19 protein-coding genes and 1 pseudogene are annotated in these 19,378 nt (G+C 36.8%); 4 read left to right on the top strand and 16 right to left on the bottom strand.

Annotated elements, in window-relative coordinates:
• Position 1 precedes the first annotated feature (1 nt).
• The 9 genes from AB1284_RS09325 to AB1284_RS09285 all read right to left on the bottom strand — a co-directional run bounded on the left by AB1284_RS09325 (position 2) and on the right by AB1284_RS09285 (position 8,079).
• Positions 2-790 (bottom strand): enoyl-CoA hydratase, encoded by a 789-nt coding sequence (locus AB1284_RS09325; RefSeq protein ID WP_429749927.1) that lies wholly within the window; start codon positions 788-790, stop codon positions 2-4.
• A 4-nt stretch (positions 791-794) separates the two neighbouring features.
• Positions 795-1,706, bottom strand: coding sequence for a hydroxymethylglutaryl-CoA lyase (locus AB1284_RS09320; RefSeq protein WP_429749928.1), 912 nt, complete (start codon positions 1,704-1,706; stop codon positions 795-797).
• A gap of 21 nt (positions 1,707-1,727) precedes the next feature.
• Positions 1,728-1,943, bottom strand: a complete 216-nt coding sequence (locus tag AB1284_RS09315; RefSeq protein WP_429749929.1) for an acetyl-CoA carboxylase biotin carboxyl carrier protein subunit — start codon at positions 1,941-1,943, stop codon at positions 1,728-1,730.
• A gap of 27 nt (positions 1,944-1,970) precedes the next feature.
• A complete protein-coding gene (locus AB1284_RS09310; protein WP_429749930.1) occupies positions 1,971-3,308 on the bottom strand; it encodes an acetyl-CoA carboxylase biotin carboxylase subunit in 1,338 nt (445 codons plus the stop codon).
• A gap of 14 nt (positions 3,309-3,322) precedes the next feature.
• Positions 3,323-4,468, bottom strand: a complete 1,146-nt coding sequence (locus tag AB1284_RS09305) for an acyl-CoA dehydrogenase (RefSeq protein WP_429749931.1) — start codon at positions 4,466-4,468, stop codon at positions 3,323-3,325.
• Positions 4,469-4,681: 213 nt separating this feature from the next.
• Complete coding sequence (locus tag AB1284_RS09300) at positions 4,682-5,650, bottom strand: YbgA family protein (protein WP_429749933.1); 969 nt, start codon at positions 5,648-5,650, stop codon at positions 4,682-4,684.
• 4 nt (positions 5,651-5,654) lie between these two features.
• Positions 5,655-6,308, bottom strand: coding sequence for a TetR/AcrR family transcriptional regulator (locus AB1284_RS09295; RefSeq protein ID WP_429749935.1), 654 nt, complete (start codon positions 6,306-6,308; stop codon positions 5,655-5,657).
• 23 nt (positions 6,309-6,331) lie between these two features.
• Positions 6,332-7,351: an ABC transporter permease gene (locus AB1284_RS09290; protein ID WP_429749937.1), complete on the bottom strand. Its 1,020-nt coding sequence runs from the start codon at positions 7,349-7,351 to the stop codon at positions 6,332-6,334.
• A complete protein-coding gene (locus AB1284_RS09285) occupies positions 7,351-8,079 on the bottom strand; it encodes an ABC transporter ATP-binding protein (RefSeq protein ID WP_429749938.1) in 729 nt (242 codons plus the stop codon). The genes AB1284_RS09290 and AB1284_RS09285 overlap by 1 nt, the downstream gene beginning before the upstream one ends.
• Before the next feature lie 337 nt (positions 8,080-8,416).
• Here AB1284_RS09285 and AB1284_RS09280 point away from each other — a divergent pair, with 337 nt between their 5' ends.
• Positions 8,417-9,061 carry a formylglycine-generating enzyme family protein gene (locus AB1284_RS09280; protein ID WP_429754311.1) on the top strand — a complete coding sequence of 215 codons (645 nt, stop codon included), beginning with the start codon at positions 8,417-8,419 and terminating at the stop codon, positions 9,059-9,061.
• Positions 9,062-9,212: 151 nt separating this feature from the next.
• Here the strand turns inward: AB1284_RS09280 and AB1284_RS09275 are convergent, their stop codons facing one another.
• Positions 9,213-9,347, bottom strand: coding sequence for a YuzL family protein (locus AB1284_RS09275; RefSeq protein WP_429749940.1), 135 nt, complete (start codon positions 9,345-9,347; stop codon positions 9,213-9,215).
• Positions 9,348-9,689: 342 nt separating this feature from the next.
• Here AB1284_RS09275 and AB1284_RS09270 point away from each other — a divergent pair, with 342 nt between their 5' ends.
• The 3 genes from AB1284_RS09270 to iscB all read left to right on the top strand — a co-directional run bounded on the left by AB1284_RS09270 (position 9,690) and on the right by iscB (position 12,257).
• The gene (locus AB1284_RS09270; RefSeq protein WP_429749941.1) at positions 9,690-10,208 is read left to right on the top strand and encodes a DinB family protein; all 519 of its coding nucleotides are present in this window, start codon (positions 9,690-9,692) and stop codon (positions 10,206-10,208) included.
• Between the two features lie 121 nt (positions 10,209-10,329).
• Positions 10,330-10,494, top strand: coding sequence for a hypothetical protein (locus AB1284_RS09265; protein WP_429749943.1), 165 nt, complete (start codon positions 10,330-10,332; stop codon positions 10,492-10,494).
• Positions 10,495-11,009: 515 nt separating this feature from the next.
• The gene (iscB, locus tag AB1284_RS09260; RefSeq protein WP_429749945.1) at positions 11,010-12,257 is read left to right on the top strand and encodes an RNA-guided endonuclease IscB; all 1,248 of its coding nucleotides are present in this window, start codon (positions 11,010-11,012) and stop codon (positions 12,255-12,257) included.
• Between the two features lie 81 nt (positions 12,258-12,338).
• Here iscB and AB1284_RS09255 read toward each other — a convergent pair.
• The 6 genes and pseudogenes from AB1284_RS09255 to AB1284_RS09230 all read right to left on the bottom strand — a co-directional run bounded on the left by AB1284_RS09255 (position 12,339) and on the right by AB1284_RS09230 (position 19,262).
• Positions 12,339-13,698 (bottom strand): annotated as a pseudogene (locus tag AB1284_RS09255) (IS3 family transposase).
• Positions 13,699-13,728: 30 nt separating this feature from the next.
• Positions 13,729-13,950, bottom strand: coding sequence for a hypothetical protein (locus AB1284_RS09250; protein ID WP_429749946.1), 222 nt, complete (start codon positions 13,948-13,950; stop codon positions 13,729-13,731).
• 204 nt (positions 13,951-14,154) lie between these two features.
• Complete coding sequence (locus AB1284_RS09245) at positions 14,155-14,862, bottom strand: SDR family oxidoreductase (RefSeq protein WP_429749948.1); 708 nt, start codon at positions 14,860-14,862, stop codon at positions 14,155-14,157.
• A gap of 244 nt (positions 14,863-15,106) precedes the next feature.
• Positions 15,107-16,573, bottom strand: coding sequence for an aminoacyl-histidine dipeptidase (locus AB1284_RS09240; RefSeq protein ID WP_429749950.1), 1,467 nt, complete (start codon positions 16,571-16,573; stop codon positions 15,107-15,109).
• A gap of 356 nt (positions 16,574-16,929) precedes the next feature.
• Complete coding sequence (gene gpmA / locus AB1284_RS09235; RefSeq protein WP_429749952.1) at positions 16,930-17,670, bottom strand: 2,3-diphosphoglycerate-dependent phosphoglycerate mutase; 741 nt, start codon at positions 17,668-17,670, stop codon at positions 16,930-16,932.
• A gap of 269 nt (positions 17,671-17,939) precedes the next feature.
• On the bottom strand, positions 17,940-19,262 hold the full coding sequence (locus tag AB1284_RS09230; RefSeq protein ID WP_429749953.1) for a DEAD/DEAH box helicase: 1,323 nt from the start codon (positions 19,260-19,262) through the stop codon (positions 17,940-17,942).
• Between the last annotated feature and the right edge of the window lie 116 nt (positions 19,263-19,378).

Here is a 19,378-nt window from a genome sequence, read left to right as displayed (position 1 = left end):
TTTATTCCCCCTTATAAATCGGCTTCCGTTTTTCGCGAAATGCTTGTAATCCTTCTAAGCGATCTCTCGTATGAATAACTCCTTCATACGCTTGCTTTTCCATTTGTAAACCAGTCTGTAAATCTACTTGCATACCGTTTGTAATTGCTTCTTTCGCAAGACGAACAGCAATTGGACCGTTCTTTGCAATTTGTTTTGCAATTTCAATCGCTTTTTCTTCAAGTTCTTCAGCAGGAACTACATGTTCAACAAGTCCATACTCCTGTGCTTCTGCAGCTGAAATACGCCTTGCCGTATAAATTAATTCTTTTGCACGTCCAATTCCAATTAAACGCGGAAGACGCTGCGTACCACCAGCTCCTGGAATAATCGCAAGCGAAGTTTCTGTTAAGCCAAGACTTGCTGTTTCAGAAGCGATGCGAATATCACAAGCAAGACTTAATTCTGTACCGCCGCCAAGCGCAATTCCATTTATGGCTGCAATAACAGGTTGTGATAATTGTTCTACCATATCCATTGTTGAACGAATCATCCCAACTGCATGCCGCACTTGTTCTTCGTTCATATTCGCGCGTTCTTTTAAATCTGCTCCTGCACAAAATGCTTTTGCACCTGCACCCGTAATCATTACGACACGGACATCATTTTCTTCGTTAATACGACTAAGTGTCTCTTGTAATTCTTCTAAAAGAGCAAGTGATAAAGCATTTGCTTGTCGTTCACGATTTAATGTTACTTTCACAATATGAGGCGTTACGTATTCAACTGAAATATTTTGCAGCTGTAACATGGGATCACCTACTCACTGTTTTATGTTGCAAAGCACGGTATACATGGCTTGGAATCTGCATATCGAGTTTGCTTTGAATAAAATTCGTTGCCTGTAATAACTTTTCTTCATTTACATTTGTCTGCACGCCCATTTTATGAAGCATGTGAACTAAATCATTTGTTGCGACATTTCCAGACGCACCTGGTGCATACGGACATCCGCCAAGACCACCGCATGAGCTGTCAAAAGTTGTGATACCACATTCTAATGACTTTACAACATTGGCAAGTGCCATGCCGTACGTATTATGAAAGTGCATTGCAAATTTAGAAGAATCATATTTTTTGAGCAAATGCTCTAGCACACTTTCCACTTGTGCTGGATTTGCCACCCCAATCGTATCTCCAAGCGATACTTCATAAATACCGTACGAAAACAATTTGTTACAAAGTTCATCAACGGCATGAACGCTTATTTCACCCTCATACGGACAACCAAACACAGTAGATACGTAACCACGTACCGTTTTCCCAGCAAATAGCGATTGTTTCGTTATATCTTCAATAACAGAAAGTGCTTCATCAATTGATTTATTAATATTATTCTTATTATGCGTTTCACTGGCAGATAAAAAAACGTTCACCTCATCTACATCTTGCAAAAGCGCCCGTTCCAAACCATTTTGATTTGGAACGAGAGCTGCATATGTAACATGTGGTTTCCGCTCAAGCATTGTAAACACATCTTGTGCATCTGCTAAAGCCGGAATCCATTTAGGGTGAACGAAAGATGAAACTTCAATATAAGAAAGACCTGCGTCTGCCAACATATGAATCCATTTCACTTTATCTTTTGAGCCAACAATTTTCTTTTCATTTTGCAAACCATCACGCGGTCCAACTTCTTTAATAGAAGCAAAAGAAGGTAGTTTCAATCGATTACACCCCGTTTCTAATTATTCAATTTCTACTAATACATCTCCCTCATTAACAAAATCGCCTTCTTGCACAAGAATCTTCATAACTGTTCCAGATTCTTCTGCAGCGATTGGAATTTCCATTTTCATAGATTCTAAAATGACGACATCCTGATCTTCCTCTACTGTATCTCCTACACCCACTACAATTTTCCAAACGTTTCCTGCCATCGATGCATACACTTTTGTCATCATTATTTCCTCCTTTAAATTTCGTAACCTTTATTTTTTCACAAGCTGTTTCGTGACAAAGCTTGTTGTGTAAATACCACTTTGAAATACTTCATCTTCTAACACTTGCAGAAGCATTGGCGTATTTGTTTTAATACCTTCCACTTTCAATTCTTCTAATGCTACTTGCAGTTTTTGAATTGCATCTTCACGCGTTTCACCATGTGCAATTATTTTTGCAATCATCGGATCATAAAACGGTGTAATTGTTACACCATCTTCTAAGAAATGATCGACGCGAACTGATGTCGGAAGAGAAAGAGACTTGATTTTCCCCGGTGATGGGAAAAATGTTTTTGGATCTTCCGCATAAATACGAGCTTCAATGGCATGACCACTACGCTTTACTTCGTCCTGCGTAAACGAAAGCGTTTCGCCTGATGCGATGCGAAGTTGTTGCTCGACTAAATCAAGACCTGTAATTTCTTCTGTTACTGGATGCTCTACTTGTAATCTCGTATTCATTTCTAAGAAATAGAAATTTTTCTCATCATCCACAAGAAATTCAATTGTCCCTGCATTCGCATATCCAAGTGCTTTCGCAGCTTTTACCGCAACTTCTCCCATCGCCTTGCGCGTTTCTTCATCTAAAAATGGAGATGGCGCTTCTTCGATTACTTTTTGATTACGGCGCTGCACAGAGCATTCACGTTCCCACAAATACACTGTATTCCCCTGTTTATCAGCAAGTACTTGAATCTCAATATGATGCGCATTTGTAATCAATCGTTCCATATACATTTCTCCGTTTCCGAAGAAATTTTTTGCACGCGTTTGATTACTTTCAAATGCTTGAGTGAGCGCTTGTTCAGTTTCAATCACTTGCATACCAATACCTCCGCCGCCAGCGGATGCTTTTAACATAAGTGGATAACCAATTTGACTTGCAATTTCTTTCGCTTCTTCAACTGTTGGAATGCTAGTTGAAATACCAGGTACAATTGGAACTTCAGCTTCTAGCATTGCTTTACGGGACTCAATTTTACTTCCCATCTTCGCAATAACATCTTTAGAAGGACCAATAAAGACAATTCCTTCTTCTTCGCAGCGTGCTGCAAATGTTGGATTTTCTGATAGCAATCCATAACCTGGATGAATTGCCTCCACATTTGTTTCTTTTGCAATTTCAATGATCTTTTCGAGATTTAAATAACTTTCTTGGACGCGTGGACCACCAACAAGGTATGCTTCATTTGCCATTTTCACATGAAGTGCAAACTCATCAGCCTCTGAATATATCGCAACTGTACGAATCCCAAGTTTTTGACACGTTTTTATAATACGAACAGCAATTTCACCACGGTTAGCAATTAATATTTTTTGAAACATAGTGAACCCTCCTATTAACGACATCCTAAATGTCTTGAAATAACGAGACGTTGAATTTCAGAAGTACCTTCACCAATTTCTAGTAACTTTGCATCACGAATATGACGCTCTACTTCATACTCACGCATGTATCCATAACCACCATGAATTTGAACCGCTTGATTTGATACACGACTTGCTGTTTCAGATGCAAAAAGCTTTGCCATCGCAGCTTCTTTTCCAAATGGCTTATCATTATCTTTTAACCAAGCAGCTTTATGTACCATATTGCGTGCTAATTCAATTTCTGTTGCCATATCTGCCAATTTAAATTGAATTGCTTGGAAGTTTGATAGAGAACGACCAAATTGCTTACGCTCCTTTGCGTATTGCAATGCACGCTCAAATGCAGATTGAGCAATCCCTACTGCTAATGAAGCGATAGAAATACGGCCGCCATCTAACGTATATAAAAATTGTTTAAAGCCTTTATTTACATCCCCAAGGATATTTTCCTTTGGTACACGAACGCCATCTAAAACAATTTCACATGTATTTGAAGCACGAACGCCCATTTTGTCGTACGGACTAGAAATTGTTAATCCTTCGCTATTTGTCGGTACGATAAAAGCAGAAATGCGTTTCTTACCGCTTTCCTCAACGCCGTTGACAGCGGTTACAATAATCGTATTTGCATACTCAGCATTTGTAATCCAGCACTTCTCGCCGCTAATTACATATTCCTCACCATCTAATATCGCTTTCGTTTGTGTACCACCAGCATCAGATCCAGCGTTTGGCTCTGTTAATCCAAATGCACCAAGTGTTTTACCAGATGCCATTGGAACTAAATATTTTTGTTTTTGTTCTTCTGTACCAAAATAATAAATAGGAGATGCGCCCAGTGAGATTGTTGCAGCATAACTTAATCCTGTACCACCGCAAGCACGGCCAATTTCTTCAACTGCTAATGCATACGATAACGTATCGCCGCCAGAACCACCGTATTCTTCAGGGAATGGGATTCCTAACAAACCAAGTTCGCCCATCTTTTGAAACGTTTCATATGGGAATTCTGCCGTTTTGTCGTAATACACCGCTTTTGGAGCAATTTCCTTTTCAGCAAAGTCGCGTACCATTTCTTTGATCATTTGTTTTTCTCTAGTAAGAGTAAATTCCATTTGTCACACCCCTAATCGAATTCGCTATTTCGACAGCGTGCGCATATATAGTACAAATGTTGCATCGAAAAAAGAATAAACAGTAGTGAGATAATTGCTATAATTCTGTCATAATTCAATTGTAAAACAGAATCTGTACTAATGCACAAAAAAATTCCTACATTGTTCTACAACAACATAGGAATTAAAAGGTCGAATTATGTAGTTTTTTGTTTAATAATCTCTACCTTTTCCAGAATCTGTGATATCCACTAAAACTTCCGGATATGGTTCAAAATATGTTTGTTTTAGTAAATATGTTTCTTCAAACCGAAGTGCCCACGATTTTAAAATAGTGAGAATACTACTTAATGGTATTTTCTTTTCTGCATACTTACTAAGTAAAGAAAGAAAATGAGCCTTCTCTTCTTTCTTCAATTTATTTTTAAAATAGCCAAAAATATGCTGACATACGTTTATATTTGATGTATAACGCGGTGTACGCTTTAACAACTCATACAATGTTTTTTCATAATTTGCAAATACTTCATCAATCGGACATTTTGCCTGATTAGCAATGATACGCCCTAATTCTTTTTGCTTCGTTTGATTGTACGCCATGAATAAGTATTTATAATCGGATTGAAATTCAACTAAGGCCTTCATGCTTTTCTTCTTTTTTAATGTTTTAAAATGAGCAATCGTAAATAACTGCGTAAAGAAATGTTCACGAATGATGAAATTCGACAATCTTCCTTCTTCCTCAATTGCTAAATGTGAAAAGGTAGCTAATACTGCACTGCCAAATAAACCCGCACCCTTTCCTTTTGTTGGTGCTTTTCCTACCCCAGCATATATTTTCACATCACGAGTTCCGCAACTTGGAGACCTATTTTTCAAAATAAAACCATCTATATCCGGTAGAGAAGATAAAAATACATCTGAAAACTGCTGCATTTTATCCGTTAAATCGGCACCTGTTGATGGCTGAACTAATTTTTGCGTCCCATCTTGTTCGACAATACGAATGGTTTCCCTTGGAACACCGAGGCCAATTTCTACCTCTGGACAAATGGGAATGAATTCTACATATGGCTGTAAATTCTGTACTGTTGTATCAGAAATCTTGTCACCGTTATAACGACATGCTTCAAATTCTAAACATTTACTTACGACAACTGTTGGTTTTGCGAATTGCCTCATATGCTTACCTCCGAGGTGTTAGCCCGTATAAAATGAATTGAACCGTAGATTCAATCTCAGCCTCATCATCCCACTTTTCTTCTGGTAGTAATAAAAAGCGAGTTAAAATCAAACCAATAACAGGTGATAAGGTAAACCGTAATACTGCTGGTGTTGGAAGTTCAATGATTTGTCCTTGCTCCTGAAAATGATGAACTATTTTTTCAAAACGAGAGTAAATTTCTTTTGCTAATAACTGCTGAATTTCATCTTTCAATTCAGGGTGAAACGGTACTTCTTGAATTAAAATTTTCAGCATTGGAAAGTGTTTTCTTGCAAATTCAAAACGATTCCGAATGACAGTACGTAAAAAATTCTCATATGAATCATACGTATTTTCAAATATTTCTTTCGCAAAAGTTTGCACAAAAAACGGTGCAGCAAATTTCGTCAAAGTCGGCATCACAACGGCAAACAATAAATCTTTTTTCGTTTTATAGTAGCGGAAGATCGTTCCTTCCGCTACACCTGCACGCTTCGCAATTTCACTCGTTGAAGTTGCCGAATATCCCTTTTCACTAAACATATCCACTGCCGCTTCTAAAATGCGCATTTGCCGTTCATTGCGCTTATCCGTCCCAGTGGCGGCAATTAATTCCTCTAACCAATCCTCTTTCATGATAAGCTCCTTTTTTATTTCCATTATATTCTTCTATGCTTCTTCAAAGCAAATACGTTACCTACTGTAAACACAAGCGCAAATAATAATAAGACTCCAAGATCGGCAGCAATTTCGCTAAACCCTTGATTTCGAATCATAACTTGCCGCATCGCATCTGCACCGTATGTTAATGGAAATAGCTTTCCAAGAAGTTGTAACCACTTATTCATAGACTCAATCGGAAATAAACCCGAAAAGAAAATTTGCGGCACAATGACCAATGGAATAAATTGAATCATTTGAAATTCATTGTTTGCATACGCTGATAAAAATGTTCCAAGTGTTAGTGCTGTTAATGAAAGCATACATGTAATAAGTAACGTGAGCCAAGGTGAACCTGCAACATATAAATCAAGAATATACACAGAGAAACTAACAATGAGTACGGATTGTAAAAACGCAAAGATACCGAATCCAATGATATAACCCGCAACAATTTCCCAGCGTCGAATTGGGGTCGATAATAATCGTTCCAAAGTCCCGCTTAAACGTTCTCGAACGAATGAAACCCCTGATAAAATAAAGACAAAGAAAAATGTAAAGAAACCAATTAATACCGGACCTAATCCATCAAACATTGTAAAATCAGCTGATCCATGTAAATAAGAAACATCAGGATTCATAGTCGTCGGTTCTTTTTTCTCCAAACTTTTTTGCAAAACTTGCATGACAGCACGATTTTTCGATGAATCGCTACCTTCTAACGTTATTTTCATCTTGCCATAATCTACAGTAACTATCGCATCAATTGCTTGATGTTCTAATTCACTACGTGCTTTTTCCTTATCATACTCATAAAAAGAAGCATCTTGCTTTTTCATTGATTCTACAATTGGTGCTGGTACATCAACTAAAGCAATATGAGGCTTGTAATCTTTTTGTGTGAATACAAGTGAAAGAAGCCAAAGAAGCAGCATCGGTGCTCCAAACATAAGCGCAAGCGACCTTTTATCTCGGAAAAACTGACGAATAATGCGGATAACAACTCCAAATACTCTCATCACTCCACCGCTCCTTCCAGTAAAAAGACATCCTCAATACGTCCAGATGTTGTTCGCTCTTTTAATTCAACTGGGGAACCCATTGCGATTAACTTTCCTTCACGAATTAAACCAAGCCGTTCACAAAACTCTGCTTCATCCATAATGTGCGTTGTAACAATAATTGTCGTTCCTTGTTTTTTCAGCTCATAAAACTTATCCCAAATTGATTTTCGAAGAACAGGATCAATTCCAACAGTCGGTTCATCTAAAATAAGAAGCTTAGGTTCATGCAACAGTGACATAGCAAGTGATAAACGTTTCTTCATTCCACCTGAAAAATGCTGTACTTGCTTTTTTGCATCCTCGGATAACTGAACAAGCTCAAAAACTTCAGAAATGCGCTCCTTCTTTTGCTTTCCTTTTAATCCGTACATTGTCGCAATAAAATCAGCATTTTCATAAGCAGATAGTTCATCATACAATGCATCAGCTTGTGCCATATACCCAATTTGTTTCATTCCATCCAAATTTGGCATAACCGTTTGCAGTGCAGTTACTTCTCCTGCCGTTGCTTCGCTAATACCAGCAATCATTTTAATAAGTGTCGTCTTTCCCGAACCAGAAGGGCCGACTAAACCAAAAATTTCAGCTTCTCCGACAGAAAATGAAATATCTTGAATCACTTGTTTCTTTCCAAAGTACTTGGAAACACCTTTAAGCAATACTGCCTCATTTGTTGGAGACATATACTTTCCTCCTCTTCATATTTATGAGTGAGTACTCACTTTTATTTTAAACTAATGTTAATCTATGTCAAACTATTCTTTTTGTTGTTAGTTATAAACACTGTTTCCTATTAATTTCTTATTATTTCCCATAATAAAATTTATATATATAAAGAAACACGCCCTTCCTCCCTTAGCCATAAAAACAGTATGAGTGGATAACGGACAGTTACCTGCAAAAAACAACGTAATTTTTATATTGATTTAATGGTTCTGCACGAGGTAAAATTTGTAAAACCAAGATCATTAGGAGGAAGGTAGAGTGTCAAATGAAGTAAAGAGTTACCTTGACTATCCGATGGTAAAAATTCCAGAGGGAGAAATAGAATTAAGAGACGATAGAATAAAAAGTAAATGGAAAGCTGAAATAAGGCCGTTTCGTCTTGCCCGGTATCCTGTAACTATGGATCTATACTATGCTATTACAAATAAATCGCCTAATTCTTTTGACGGAGAGCTAAAACCGGTTGTGAATATTTCTTGGAATGATGCAATTTCATTTTGTAATCTACTTTCACAGAAAGCTGGATTGAAAGAGTGTTATTCTATAAGTAATGTTGGTGAAAACATAATTTGTGATTGGGAATCAGACGGCTATCGACTTCCTTCAGAAGCAGAGTGGCAATATGCATGTAAAGCAGGGACCACTGGTTATAGATACGGAGAGCTTGATAAAATTTCCTGGTATAATGAAAATTCAGGCGGCGCAATCCATGAAGTAGGAAAAAAGGAACCGAATGCTTGGGGTCTGTATGATATGTTAGGTAATGTGTGGGAATGGTGTTGGGATTTATATGATGAACAAGTGTACGGCTCCTACCGAATTTTTCGAGGAGGCAGCTGGGCTGAGGAGGCCAGAGGGTGTGGAGCTTCGTGTCGTCGTCGTAGCCATCCGTCATTTTTTATAGACGACCTTGGATTCCGTCTTGCCCAGTCTTTTTAACTTCTACAAACAAGTCAATTTCCGAAATTTTACAACTCAACTAACGGAGCGCTAATTTTAACATCTAAAAAAGCCATTGGAATTCGTAAACATAATTCCAATGGCTTTTTCACTTTACTACGTTTCACAGTAAATTCATGAAAAATTATGATTAACTACGTTTTTGTCTCTTATTTGATGAAGGTACTTTCATGGAACCTGTTTCTTGCGTAGTAGTTCCTTGCCCTTCAACTTGTGAAGAACCAAGGCCTGTTCTGGAAGGATCCTGTTTCGTTTTTCGACCCACTTTGCTCACCTCCAACGTTACTTTTTGCTTAGATCTTAGAAACTATGCAGGACAAAGTAAAAAACCCTCTTCCCTTTTAATAAACTGCTTTTTATAGTTTCTAACAGGAAAATCATGAACATTGGTTGTATATATAAAGTGAAACTTCCATCAGTGGGGGTTTTCTTCATCCCCCACTGATGGAAAGCTCTCACCAATCGGACGCATGCCAGCAGTTATCTCCCATCTATCTTCTTTGTTTTCTCAGAACCTTGAGGTGGGAGTCTTACTGCCCTAAAGTAGCGGGATAAAGTAAGCAATCCCTTTATAACGTGAAATCAAATGAAATCGGAGGAATTCTTAATGAAACATCCAGCATTACAAGCGTATGATTATCATGTATGGGCAAACAGAAGAATATTTGCACACTTAAAAACATTGCCAAAAGATATTTGGTCTACAGAGGTACAAAGTGTATTTCCCTCTATTTCACAAACATTTGTGCATATGTATATTACTGATACAATTTGGTTAGGTACTTTATTAGGCAAACCTTTTGATGAAGTGAAGACATCAGCAATACATCTTTCAGAAAAAATAAAAGGAACAAGCATGGAAGAAATGGAACAGTTATTTTTAAATTCTTCCAAAGACTATCAAACATTTTTCGCTCGTCAAGAAAACTTAGATACAGCCGTTTCTCCTGAACACCCTCATTTTGGACGGCTAGAAACGACTGTTTTTGAATTGATACAGCATGTTGTGAATCATGGAACATATCATCGCGGAAATATAACAGCTATGTTAAGACAGTTAGGTTTTACAGGGATTTCAACTGATTATATTTTTTATTTGTATGCAATGAGTGGATCAAAGAAATAATGTTTATTTTGACCTTTTCATAAGTAAAAATATTATAAGAGGAGATTTTCAACAAATATTCCTAAAACATCAAAAAGAGATAATCCCTTAAAAATTCACATCATGTTAAGGAGGAATAAAAATGGACTCTAAACAGAAAGACTATAATGTTGAATATCAATGTCCTAAAGGAATTGTGTATTACAGAAAAATACAAACGAGTGATATAGAAGAAGCAAAACAACAAATATTAGCTCAACAGCCCGACATGAAAATTAGAGCTGTTAGCCTTATTGATCCCGAATAAACAACAATAGCTAGAGTTGAGTTAGATAACTGCTACGTATTTTTTTGCTTCGTTCACATAACTGATGTTAGCGGAAGTTAATATATTATTTTTCCATTTGCCTTATAAACGCAGATATGTTTCCTAAACAACAAGAACCTTGAGGATTATTTACCTCGCATCCACAACAATTTGCTTTTATATGCATTGATATCTCTTGTATCGCTTGGCTTTTTCCCGTTTGTTTTATTTCTTCATGAATGCGTGCTCGTGTCCAAGTCAACTACCCAGCACTTAAACGCTAACGCGTTTTGAAGTGGGGGCTTGCAAAAAGCCCTGGTTGTCTAGCCTTAGTCTTTTATAGACTCCGTTCGTAGGTTGATACCCAAGAATGATTCCCTAGTTCTTGGCTCTATGGTGGCTCTGTAACAATTCTGATTGGGAAGGAACGGTCAACCACAAGCCTTCTTGCACGAGAAGTTGCCAACACCTACAAACATTGGCGAAGGGAAACAAACTCTTAGGAGGGACAAAACATGCGTGTATTTGTCAAGAATTTACGAGGAGAACCACTCATGCCTTGCAGTCCTCGTAAGGCACGGATTCTTCTCAAACAAGGAAAAGCAAAGATTGTAGGATACACACCATTTACCATTCAACTCCAATACACTACTGGAGAAACAGCACAACCTATTACAATCGGCATTGACAGTGGCGCAAAGTATGTAGGCGTTGCAATTACCACAGAAGAAAAAGTACTTGCAAAAGGAACCATTGCGTTACGTCAAGATGTCAAAGAGAATCTAACCCTCAGAGCTACACTACGTAGAAGTCGAAGACAACGTAAAACCCGCTACCGAAAAACACGTTTTCTGAACCGAAAAAAGAAAGAAGGCTGGCTCCCGCCATCCATTCAAAGTCGAATCGACAATGTCATTCATTGGATAGAGAAATTTAAATTCCTCTTACCATCTCCAAAAGTCATTGTCGAAGTAGGAAAATTTGATGTGCAAAAACTAAAAAAACCTGACATACAAGGAATCGAATATCAACAAGGAGATGCCTTTGGCTTTTGGAATATAAGATATTACGTATTTGCGAGAGATAACTATACGTGTCAAATTTGCAAGAAAAAAGGTGATATCTTGCATACGCATCATATCATCGAACGATGCAACGGTGGCTCTGATATGGCAGATAACCTTGTAACGGTACATGAAGAATGTCATGAAAAGTTACATCAAGGTAAGATCAAACATAGTTTCCAAAAGCCGAAACAATATAAAGAAGCAGCCTTTATGAATATACTTCGTTTGCAAATCATGAGACGTTTAGATTGTGAGATTACGTATGGCAGTTACACAACACCGATACGAAAAAAGTTGCGTTTACCAAAAACACATGTAAATGATGCCATTGCGATTACAAATCCAAAACGGTTACAAGAATATGACTCAAGTGGTGAATTTCGCATCAAGCAATTTAGAAAGAAAAAGCGTTCTCTCCATGAAGCGACTGCAAGAAAAGGAAGGAAAACGAAAAATACAAATGCAAATCCAAATAAGAAAAATACATCACATGTAGATGAAATCTATTTAGGTGATAAGGTGAAAGGATTTGGACAAATAGGATTCGTAACGGGGTTTACAGGGAAAATGGTATACGTACAAGATATCGATGGACACTATATACAAAATCCGACTAAATCCTATAAGCAAGTGAGAATATCGGACTTAGAATGTATCCAACATAATAATAATTGGTTGTTTTTACAAGTGAGTTAGGCTGCGCCTAACCAAAATTCATCCCCACCTTACCGCTAGGTTACTGTGAAGTGACCCCGTAAAGTTAGACAGGTTATTTCGTTATGCGGCGGTTAAGGTCTGAATTCGGTATCGCACTAGACTCAGACCTTTTAATTTCGCCTTAATTCGTTTGTGATTGTAGTAATCTATATAGTTCGCTAGTTCTTTCTTAAATTGTTCTACACTTTCAAATTCCTTCAAATATAGAAATTCAGATTTCATAATGCCAAAGAAATTTTCCATGACAGCGTTGTCGTAACAATTGCCTTTACGCGACATACTTTGCTTAATGCCACGCTCTTTTAGCGCATATCTATATTCTTTCATTTGATAGTGCCAACCTTGATCTGAATGGATAAGAAGCTCGTCATCTTCTGAAAGTCGCTCAAACGATTGTTCTAACATCTCTCATACAAGTGAATAGGTTGGCCTTGAACCAATTGTGTACGTAATAATTTTACCATTATACAAATCTAAAATTGGTAATAAATATAGCTTTTCACCAAATAATTTAAACTCCGTAATATCCGTTACCCATTTTTCATTTGGTTTTTCTGCCTTGAAATTTCGATCTAAGACATTTGATGCAATCTTGCCGACTGTACCTTTGTACGAACGGTATTTCTTCATACGCACCAGACATTTTAAACCCAATTCCTTCATAATCCGTTGCACCTTTTTATGGTTTACTCGTTGGCCTCGATTTCCGAGTTCATCTCGAATACGGCGGTATCCATAACGCCCTTCATGCTCATCATAAATCGATTGAATTAAGGTTTTCAGTTCCGCATCTTGGTCTGGTTTCTCAGCGTTTTTCACCCAGTAATAGTACGTGCTACGTGGGATATCTGCGAGTTGTAGGAGTGCTTTCACCGGGAATTCAGTCCTTAGTTCATAGACTACTTGTGCTTTGTCTTGTTTTGTGATTTTTCCTTGTTTTGAACTAGGGCATTCAACTTTTTTAAATACGCATTCTCCATACTAAACGCTCTAATTCGGCTTGTAGTGCCTCAAAAGATCCTTCAGCTGGTGCTGTTTTTTTCGCTTGTTTATTTGTTCCTTTTTTCATAGATAGACGCCCCTTTTCTTTTGGTTCTAGGGCGTCAATTCCACCAGATTCAAACTGTTTTTTCCAAGTTCGAATCATCTTCGTTGTAGAAAGGTTGAAAATCGCAGTTGTTTCTCGGATCGACGTCCCATGTTCGCTCATGTAATTCAGTACGTCTAGTTTATACTGCATAGAATACGTTGTATAGCTTTTTATAAAAGCTTTTACTCCATGATATTCATATCGTTTAATCAAAAGTAGTAAATCACTTTTATCCATGCCCATTGTCTTGGCAATCGCCTTACATGATTCGTTTCCATCTACATAACGCTGAACAGCAGCTAATTTTTCTGACTCAGAGAATTTCTGCATATAAAAAGCACCCCAATTGTTAGACTGTGTCTAACAATTGGGGTGCACTTCACTGCCTGTTACGCGCTTGTAGATGGGGACTCCTTTCGGAAATATATTAAAACAGTAACAAATAGGCACATCTTCCTCTATATCTTTTTGAAAAACAGGAACCTTAAGATCGTTTTTAATAAATACTTGCTGTTCTTTATTAAAGTACACTACGTCACATTCTTGCTCTGAACAAAAATAGTATGTTTTATCTGACTCCAATCAAGCCAAGGCATTAGCATCCAGCAAGCTTTTTAAGGTAATCAATTTAACTTGTATTCCTTTCGTTTTGGATAAAGGACAAACAACATCGTTAGTTGCATTTTTCGAAGCACTGCAGCAGTCTCCCATTTTACATGGAACCCCCTTTTACAAAATTTCACCACCAAACCAAAGTGTATATTCGTATCTATCAAATATGATACTTTAGAAAACCTTTGGACAAGTAAGTGATTTTCCATTGTCTTTGGATGTAATACTAAGTATATATGGTACAGCGACATGTGACCAAGCTTCAGGTGTTGGAGAATTTGATACATATTCTGATGCACACAAATGCAGCATCGGAGTATTGATGCTACCACCTGGATCCATTGAAACTACTGCCATTTCTTTTGGTAATTCTAATGCCATTGATTGAGTCAAACCCTCTATAGCAAACTTGGAAGCACAGTAAGGTGCAAGTTTAGCTTCGCCGGACCTTCCCCAACTAGAGCTAATGTTGATTATGACACCTCGTTTATTATGAATCATAGCTGGAACAAATGACCGTATCACATTGACTACTCCATTCACATTGATATTCATAACATTTGCAAATTCTTCTGAAGAAATAGTCCAAAGCGTTGCATTTTTATTAACGATGGAAGCATTATTGATAAGTAAATCTGGTGCGCCGTATCGCTGAAGAATATATTCTCCCCAATCCCTAACAGCCTTATCGTCCGAAACATCAACAGATTGAAAGTCATGTTTGCTATCAAATTGACTCCTAATTTGTTCTATTTTGCTTTTGGAACGGCCACATCCAACAATCAACCAACCTAGTTCAAAAAAACGGTCAATTAATGACCGACCTAAACCTTGCGTTACTCCAGTGATTACCACAAGTTTTTTATTATTTTCTCTATCCAATTGGTTTCTCTCTCCCTTCTAACATTTTGATTCTTAAATTCATTTTATATTTTTTCAATTATAGATGCTTGCTACATATTGACTAAATTTTTTACAACTTTAGTAGTAGATTGTATATTTATATAAACTAACTTGAATTCCATAAACAAAATAAGTTTTATTTTAAATCGATACCTTTTTTAAGGTAGAAAAAACAAAAGAGATGCTTTAAAGATATAAGCATCTCTCTTAACCTATAACATATTTAAATCAATGATTTCGTTTCGCGTAATACTTCAATAAAATACTCCCAGTTATTCACAACAGAAGGAATACTTACATGCTCATCTGGTGTATGAACATGAAACATATCTGGTCCAAGTGAAATTGCATCTAGTCCTGGGATTTTTTCCATAAATACACCGCACTCAATTCCCGCATGAACTGCAAAAATCTCTGCATCTGTACCGTACTTTTCTTTATGAACTTTTTCAAATAAGCTGCGAATTGAGGAGTTGGGATTATATGGCCACTCTGGGTACTCAGACTCTTTTTCAAACTGAGCTCCTACCAATTCTGCAATATGCTTAATTTCATTTACAATATGTTGTTTTAAACTTTTCACAGAACTTCTTACTTCGTTTCTTAATTTAATTTCATTATGTAACGTTTCAACAACGCCTAAGTTTGTAGAACTTTCCACTAGTCCTTTTATATCCATGCTCATGCTTTGAATGCCATTAGGGATTAAGAATAATGAAGAAATAAGCTGCTTTTGCGTTTTTTGTGCGAATACATTTTCAACTGTTTCTTCTAATTTCGTAAGTGAAACATATATATCTGGGTCCACAGCACGTAGTTCTTCTTGCAAAATGCCTGTCCACTCTTCTATTTTCTCTTCTACCTTTTGCACATCGCTTGCAGAAAGTAAAATCGTTGCTGCACTTTCACGCGGGATTGCATTTGTTTTTAATCCGCCATAAACTTCATTGATAAAAAATGAAATCTCATTCGATAAATCATGAAGGATTCTACCTAAAATTTTATTGGCATTTCCTCTTTCTTTATCAATTTCCATGCCAGAATGTCCACCTTTTAATCCCCCAACAAAAAGGCGATAAGGTAATACGTTAACTGGTGTTTCTTCCCAAACAATAGGAATTGTTTCAACTGCTTTCGCGCCTCCAGCACTACTTACTAACAATTTATGATCTTCTTCTGAATCAAGGTTTATAAAGATTTTACCGCTAAAATGGCTAGGGTCTACTGCAAAAGCGCCACCCATCGTTGTCTCTTCTTCTGTCGTAATAACCACTTCAAGAGCAGGATGTGGAATATCAGTTGCATCTAATAAGGATAATGCATATGCAACTGCAATCCCATTATCCGCACCTAACGTTGTATGATTTGCATACAGCATATCCTCGACAATTCGTAATTGAATTGGATCTTTTTCAAAATCATGGATGGTCGATTGATTCTTCTCACACACCATGTCCATGTGACCTTGAATAATAATCGTTGGCACATTCTCATATCCAGCTGTTGCTGGCTTCTTTATAATGACATTTAATGCATGATCCTGCACAACTTCTAAATTTCTATCTTGTGCAAACTTTACTAAATAATCACTAATCTCTTTCTCATTACCAGATCCTCTTGGAATCTTTGAAATTTCTGCAAAATGATGAAATACAGGATGCATAACTAATTCCTCTAAATTCGTATACATATGCTTCTCCTCTTTTCCATTAAAATAAAATTAAGTTTTGATTTTACCTACACCTTGTTACTATGTAACAAGGTGTAGGTTTATATAAGTATTGTATCATTTTCAAATGATATATAGCCTGTTTGTACCTCTTACATAGATCATAATTTCGTCAATTAACGCTTAAAATTCATACACTTTTAATATTTATACACTTCCTAGCAACACAATCCCTCTATTCCATCAACAAGAGCCTCAAAAATTACTTTATTCAACATACTACTAAAAACACTCACAATATAACTCATCTAAAAAAACAAAAATGGATGTACCTTATGACACATCCATTTTAATAACATGAAATTTTCTATTCATTTTTATGAAAGTGTTATATGCTTCGGAATTTCGCCTTCTGGTACTTCTCCATCCATGCTCAAATAATAATGTCTAATCGGTTTTAAATTATGATCTAATTCATACACAAGCGGAATGCTCGTAGGGATATTTAATGTCACTACGCCATCATCAGATAGATTATCGAAATACTTTACAAGTGAGCGAATTGTATTGCCATGTGATGAAATGATTACTTTCTCGCCCTTTTTCAATACTGGTACAATTTCTTCGTGCCAATACGTAAGCACTCGTTTTCCTGTATCTTCTAGACACTCTGTAAGAGGAAATTCATCTTCTTTGAGATATTTATATCTGGGATCTGAAACTTCATAACGCGGATCGTCTTTCGTAAGTGCTGGCGGTCTGACATTTGTACTTCTGCGCCATATATGTACTTGTTCTTCCCCATATTTTTTAATCGTTTCATCCTTATTTAAGCCTTGCAGTGCACCATAATGCCTTTCATTTAAATGCCATGTTTTATAAACAGGTACCCAAGCGAGATCCATCTCATGAAGAATAATCCATAACGTTCGAATTGCTCGTTTTAACACAGAAGTGTATGCTACGTCAAACGTATAACCATTCGCCTTTAAAATTTGTCCTGCCTCTCTTGCTTCCTGTAATCCTTTATCAGACATATCAACATCCGTCCATCCAGTAAACCTATTTTCCAAATTCCATACACTTTGACCGTGACGAAGAAGTACAATTTTAATCATGACGAATTATCCTCCTAAATAATAAAAATTTTTAACCTTACAATTGTAATCATGCTGTTTCTTTTCATTACTCCTATGATGTGCTATTACAAGATTTGTTCTATTTATGTTGTATAAATCATGTAAATGTTATCCCGATTTCGATTTAGATAATTCTTCATTAAATCCCCACACTTGTTATTATATCGGTCATTATTTTTACGCACATAAAAAAACATGAGTCCTCTATTTAAAGAATACTCATGTTAGATAATTGCTATATTTTCAACTTATCTTCCGCGATTTTTCTGTCCCGGCTTTGCGCTGCGCTTCTTCTTGCTTGGTTGACCAAAACGAGATTTCTCTGTTTTCGGTCCTTCTTTTCTATCAGGACGCCCAAATTGACCAGATTGCTTCTTCTCTTTAAACTGTTTCTTTTCTTTTGGCTTTTGCGATCTTTGTTCCTTTTTCTCAGGCTCTTGTTTGTTAGGTAGTTCTACTACTTGTCGTTGCAAAGATGCGTTAATTCCTTTTTCAATTTGCTGTAAATACATTTTATCTTTTGGCGCAACTAATGTAATCGCAAGGCCACTTCCGCCAGCACGTCCCGTTCGTCCGATGCGGTGAATGTAACTTTCTACATCTTCTGGGATGTCGTAATTAAATACATGTGTAACACCTTCTACATCAAGTCCTCTTGCTGCTACGTCTGTTGCGATTAAATATTGGCTTTCAGCATCACGAAAACGCTTCATAACACGCTCGCGTTTTGCTTGTGATAAATCACCGTGAAGTTCATCACAGTTATAGCCGTATCCTTTCAGCGCTTCATACAATTTTGTAACTCTGCGTTTCGTACGGCAGAAAATAACTGCTAAAAACGGTTGGTCTCGTTCCATAAGTTGACGCAGTGTATCTTGTTTTGCTCGGTCCGTCGTTTCAACGACGCGCTGTTTAATATTATTTACTGTAACCTCTGCACTTTGAATTTTTATAATTTCAGGTTTTCTCATATAACGCTTTGCAAGCGATTGAATTTGCTTGGCCATCGTTGCAGAAAACAACATCGTTTGTCTCTCTACAGGTGTTTGTTCAATAATTTCTTCTACCTCTGGTAAAAAACCAAAATGCAACATTTGATCTGCTTCATCTAAAACAAGCATAGATACATGTGATAATTCCATTGTCCCGCGGCGTAAATGGTCTAATAATCGGCCAGGTGTCGCCACAACAATATGTGTATTACCTTGTAACTTCTTCATTTGCTGTGAAACATCTTGCCCGCCATAAACAGCAAGCACATGAATATCCTTTACATGCACAGTCATTTTTTCAATTTCGTTTGTGATTTGCAGCGCTAATTCTCGCGTTGGCGCTACAATTAACGCCTGTACATGACTAGACTGTGGATTTATTTTTTCTAGTATCGGCAAAATAAATGCTAATGTTTTTCCAGTTCCTGTTTTCGCTTGTCCAATAATATCTTTTCCTGCTAGAACTACTGGGATTGCTTTTTCTTGAATTGGCGTTGATTCCGCAATTCCATTTTCTCTTAATGTATCATTTAACGTAGTGCTAATTCCTAATTCTAAAAAACTTTTCAAATCGATCACTTCTTTTCACTATTTTTCATATCAAATATTGATTGTACCATTTATTTAGCTAAATATGAAAAACAAAAACGTGATGTTATTGTATTTATTCAAAATAAGATTACATTTACTCTATT

Source organism: Bacillus sp. S2(2024), from assembly GCF_050474045.1.
In the GTDB taxonomy this organism is placed as follows: Bacteria; Bacillota; Bacilli; order Bacillales; family Bacillaceae_G; genus Bacillus_A; species Bacillus_A yunxiaonensis.
Note: the sequence above shows the minus strand (reverse complement) of the source record. Positions and strands in the feature narration are given on the sequence as shown.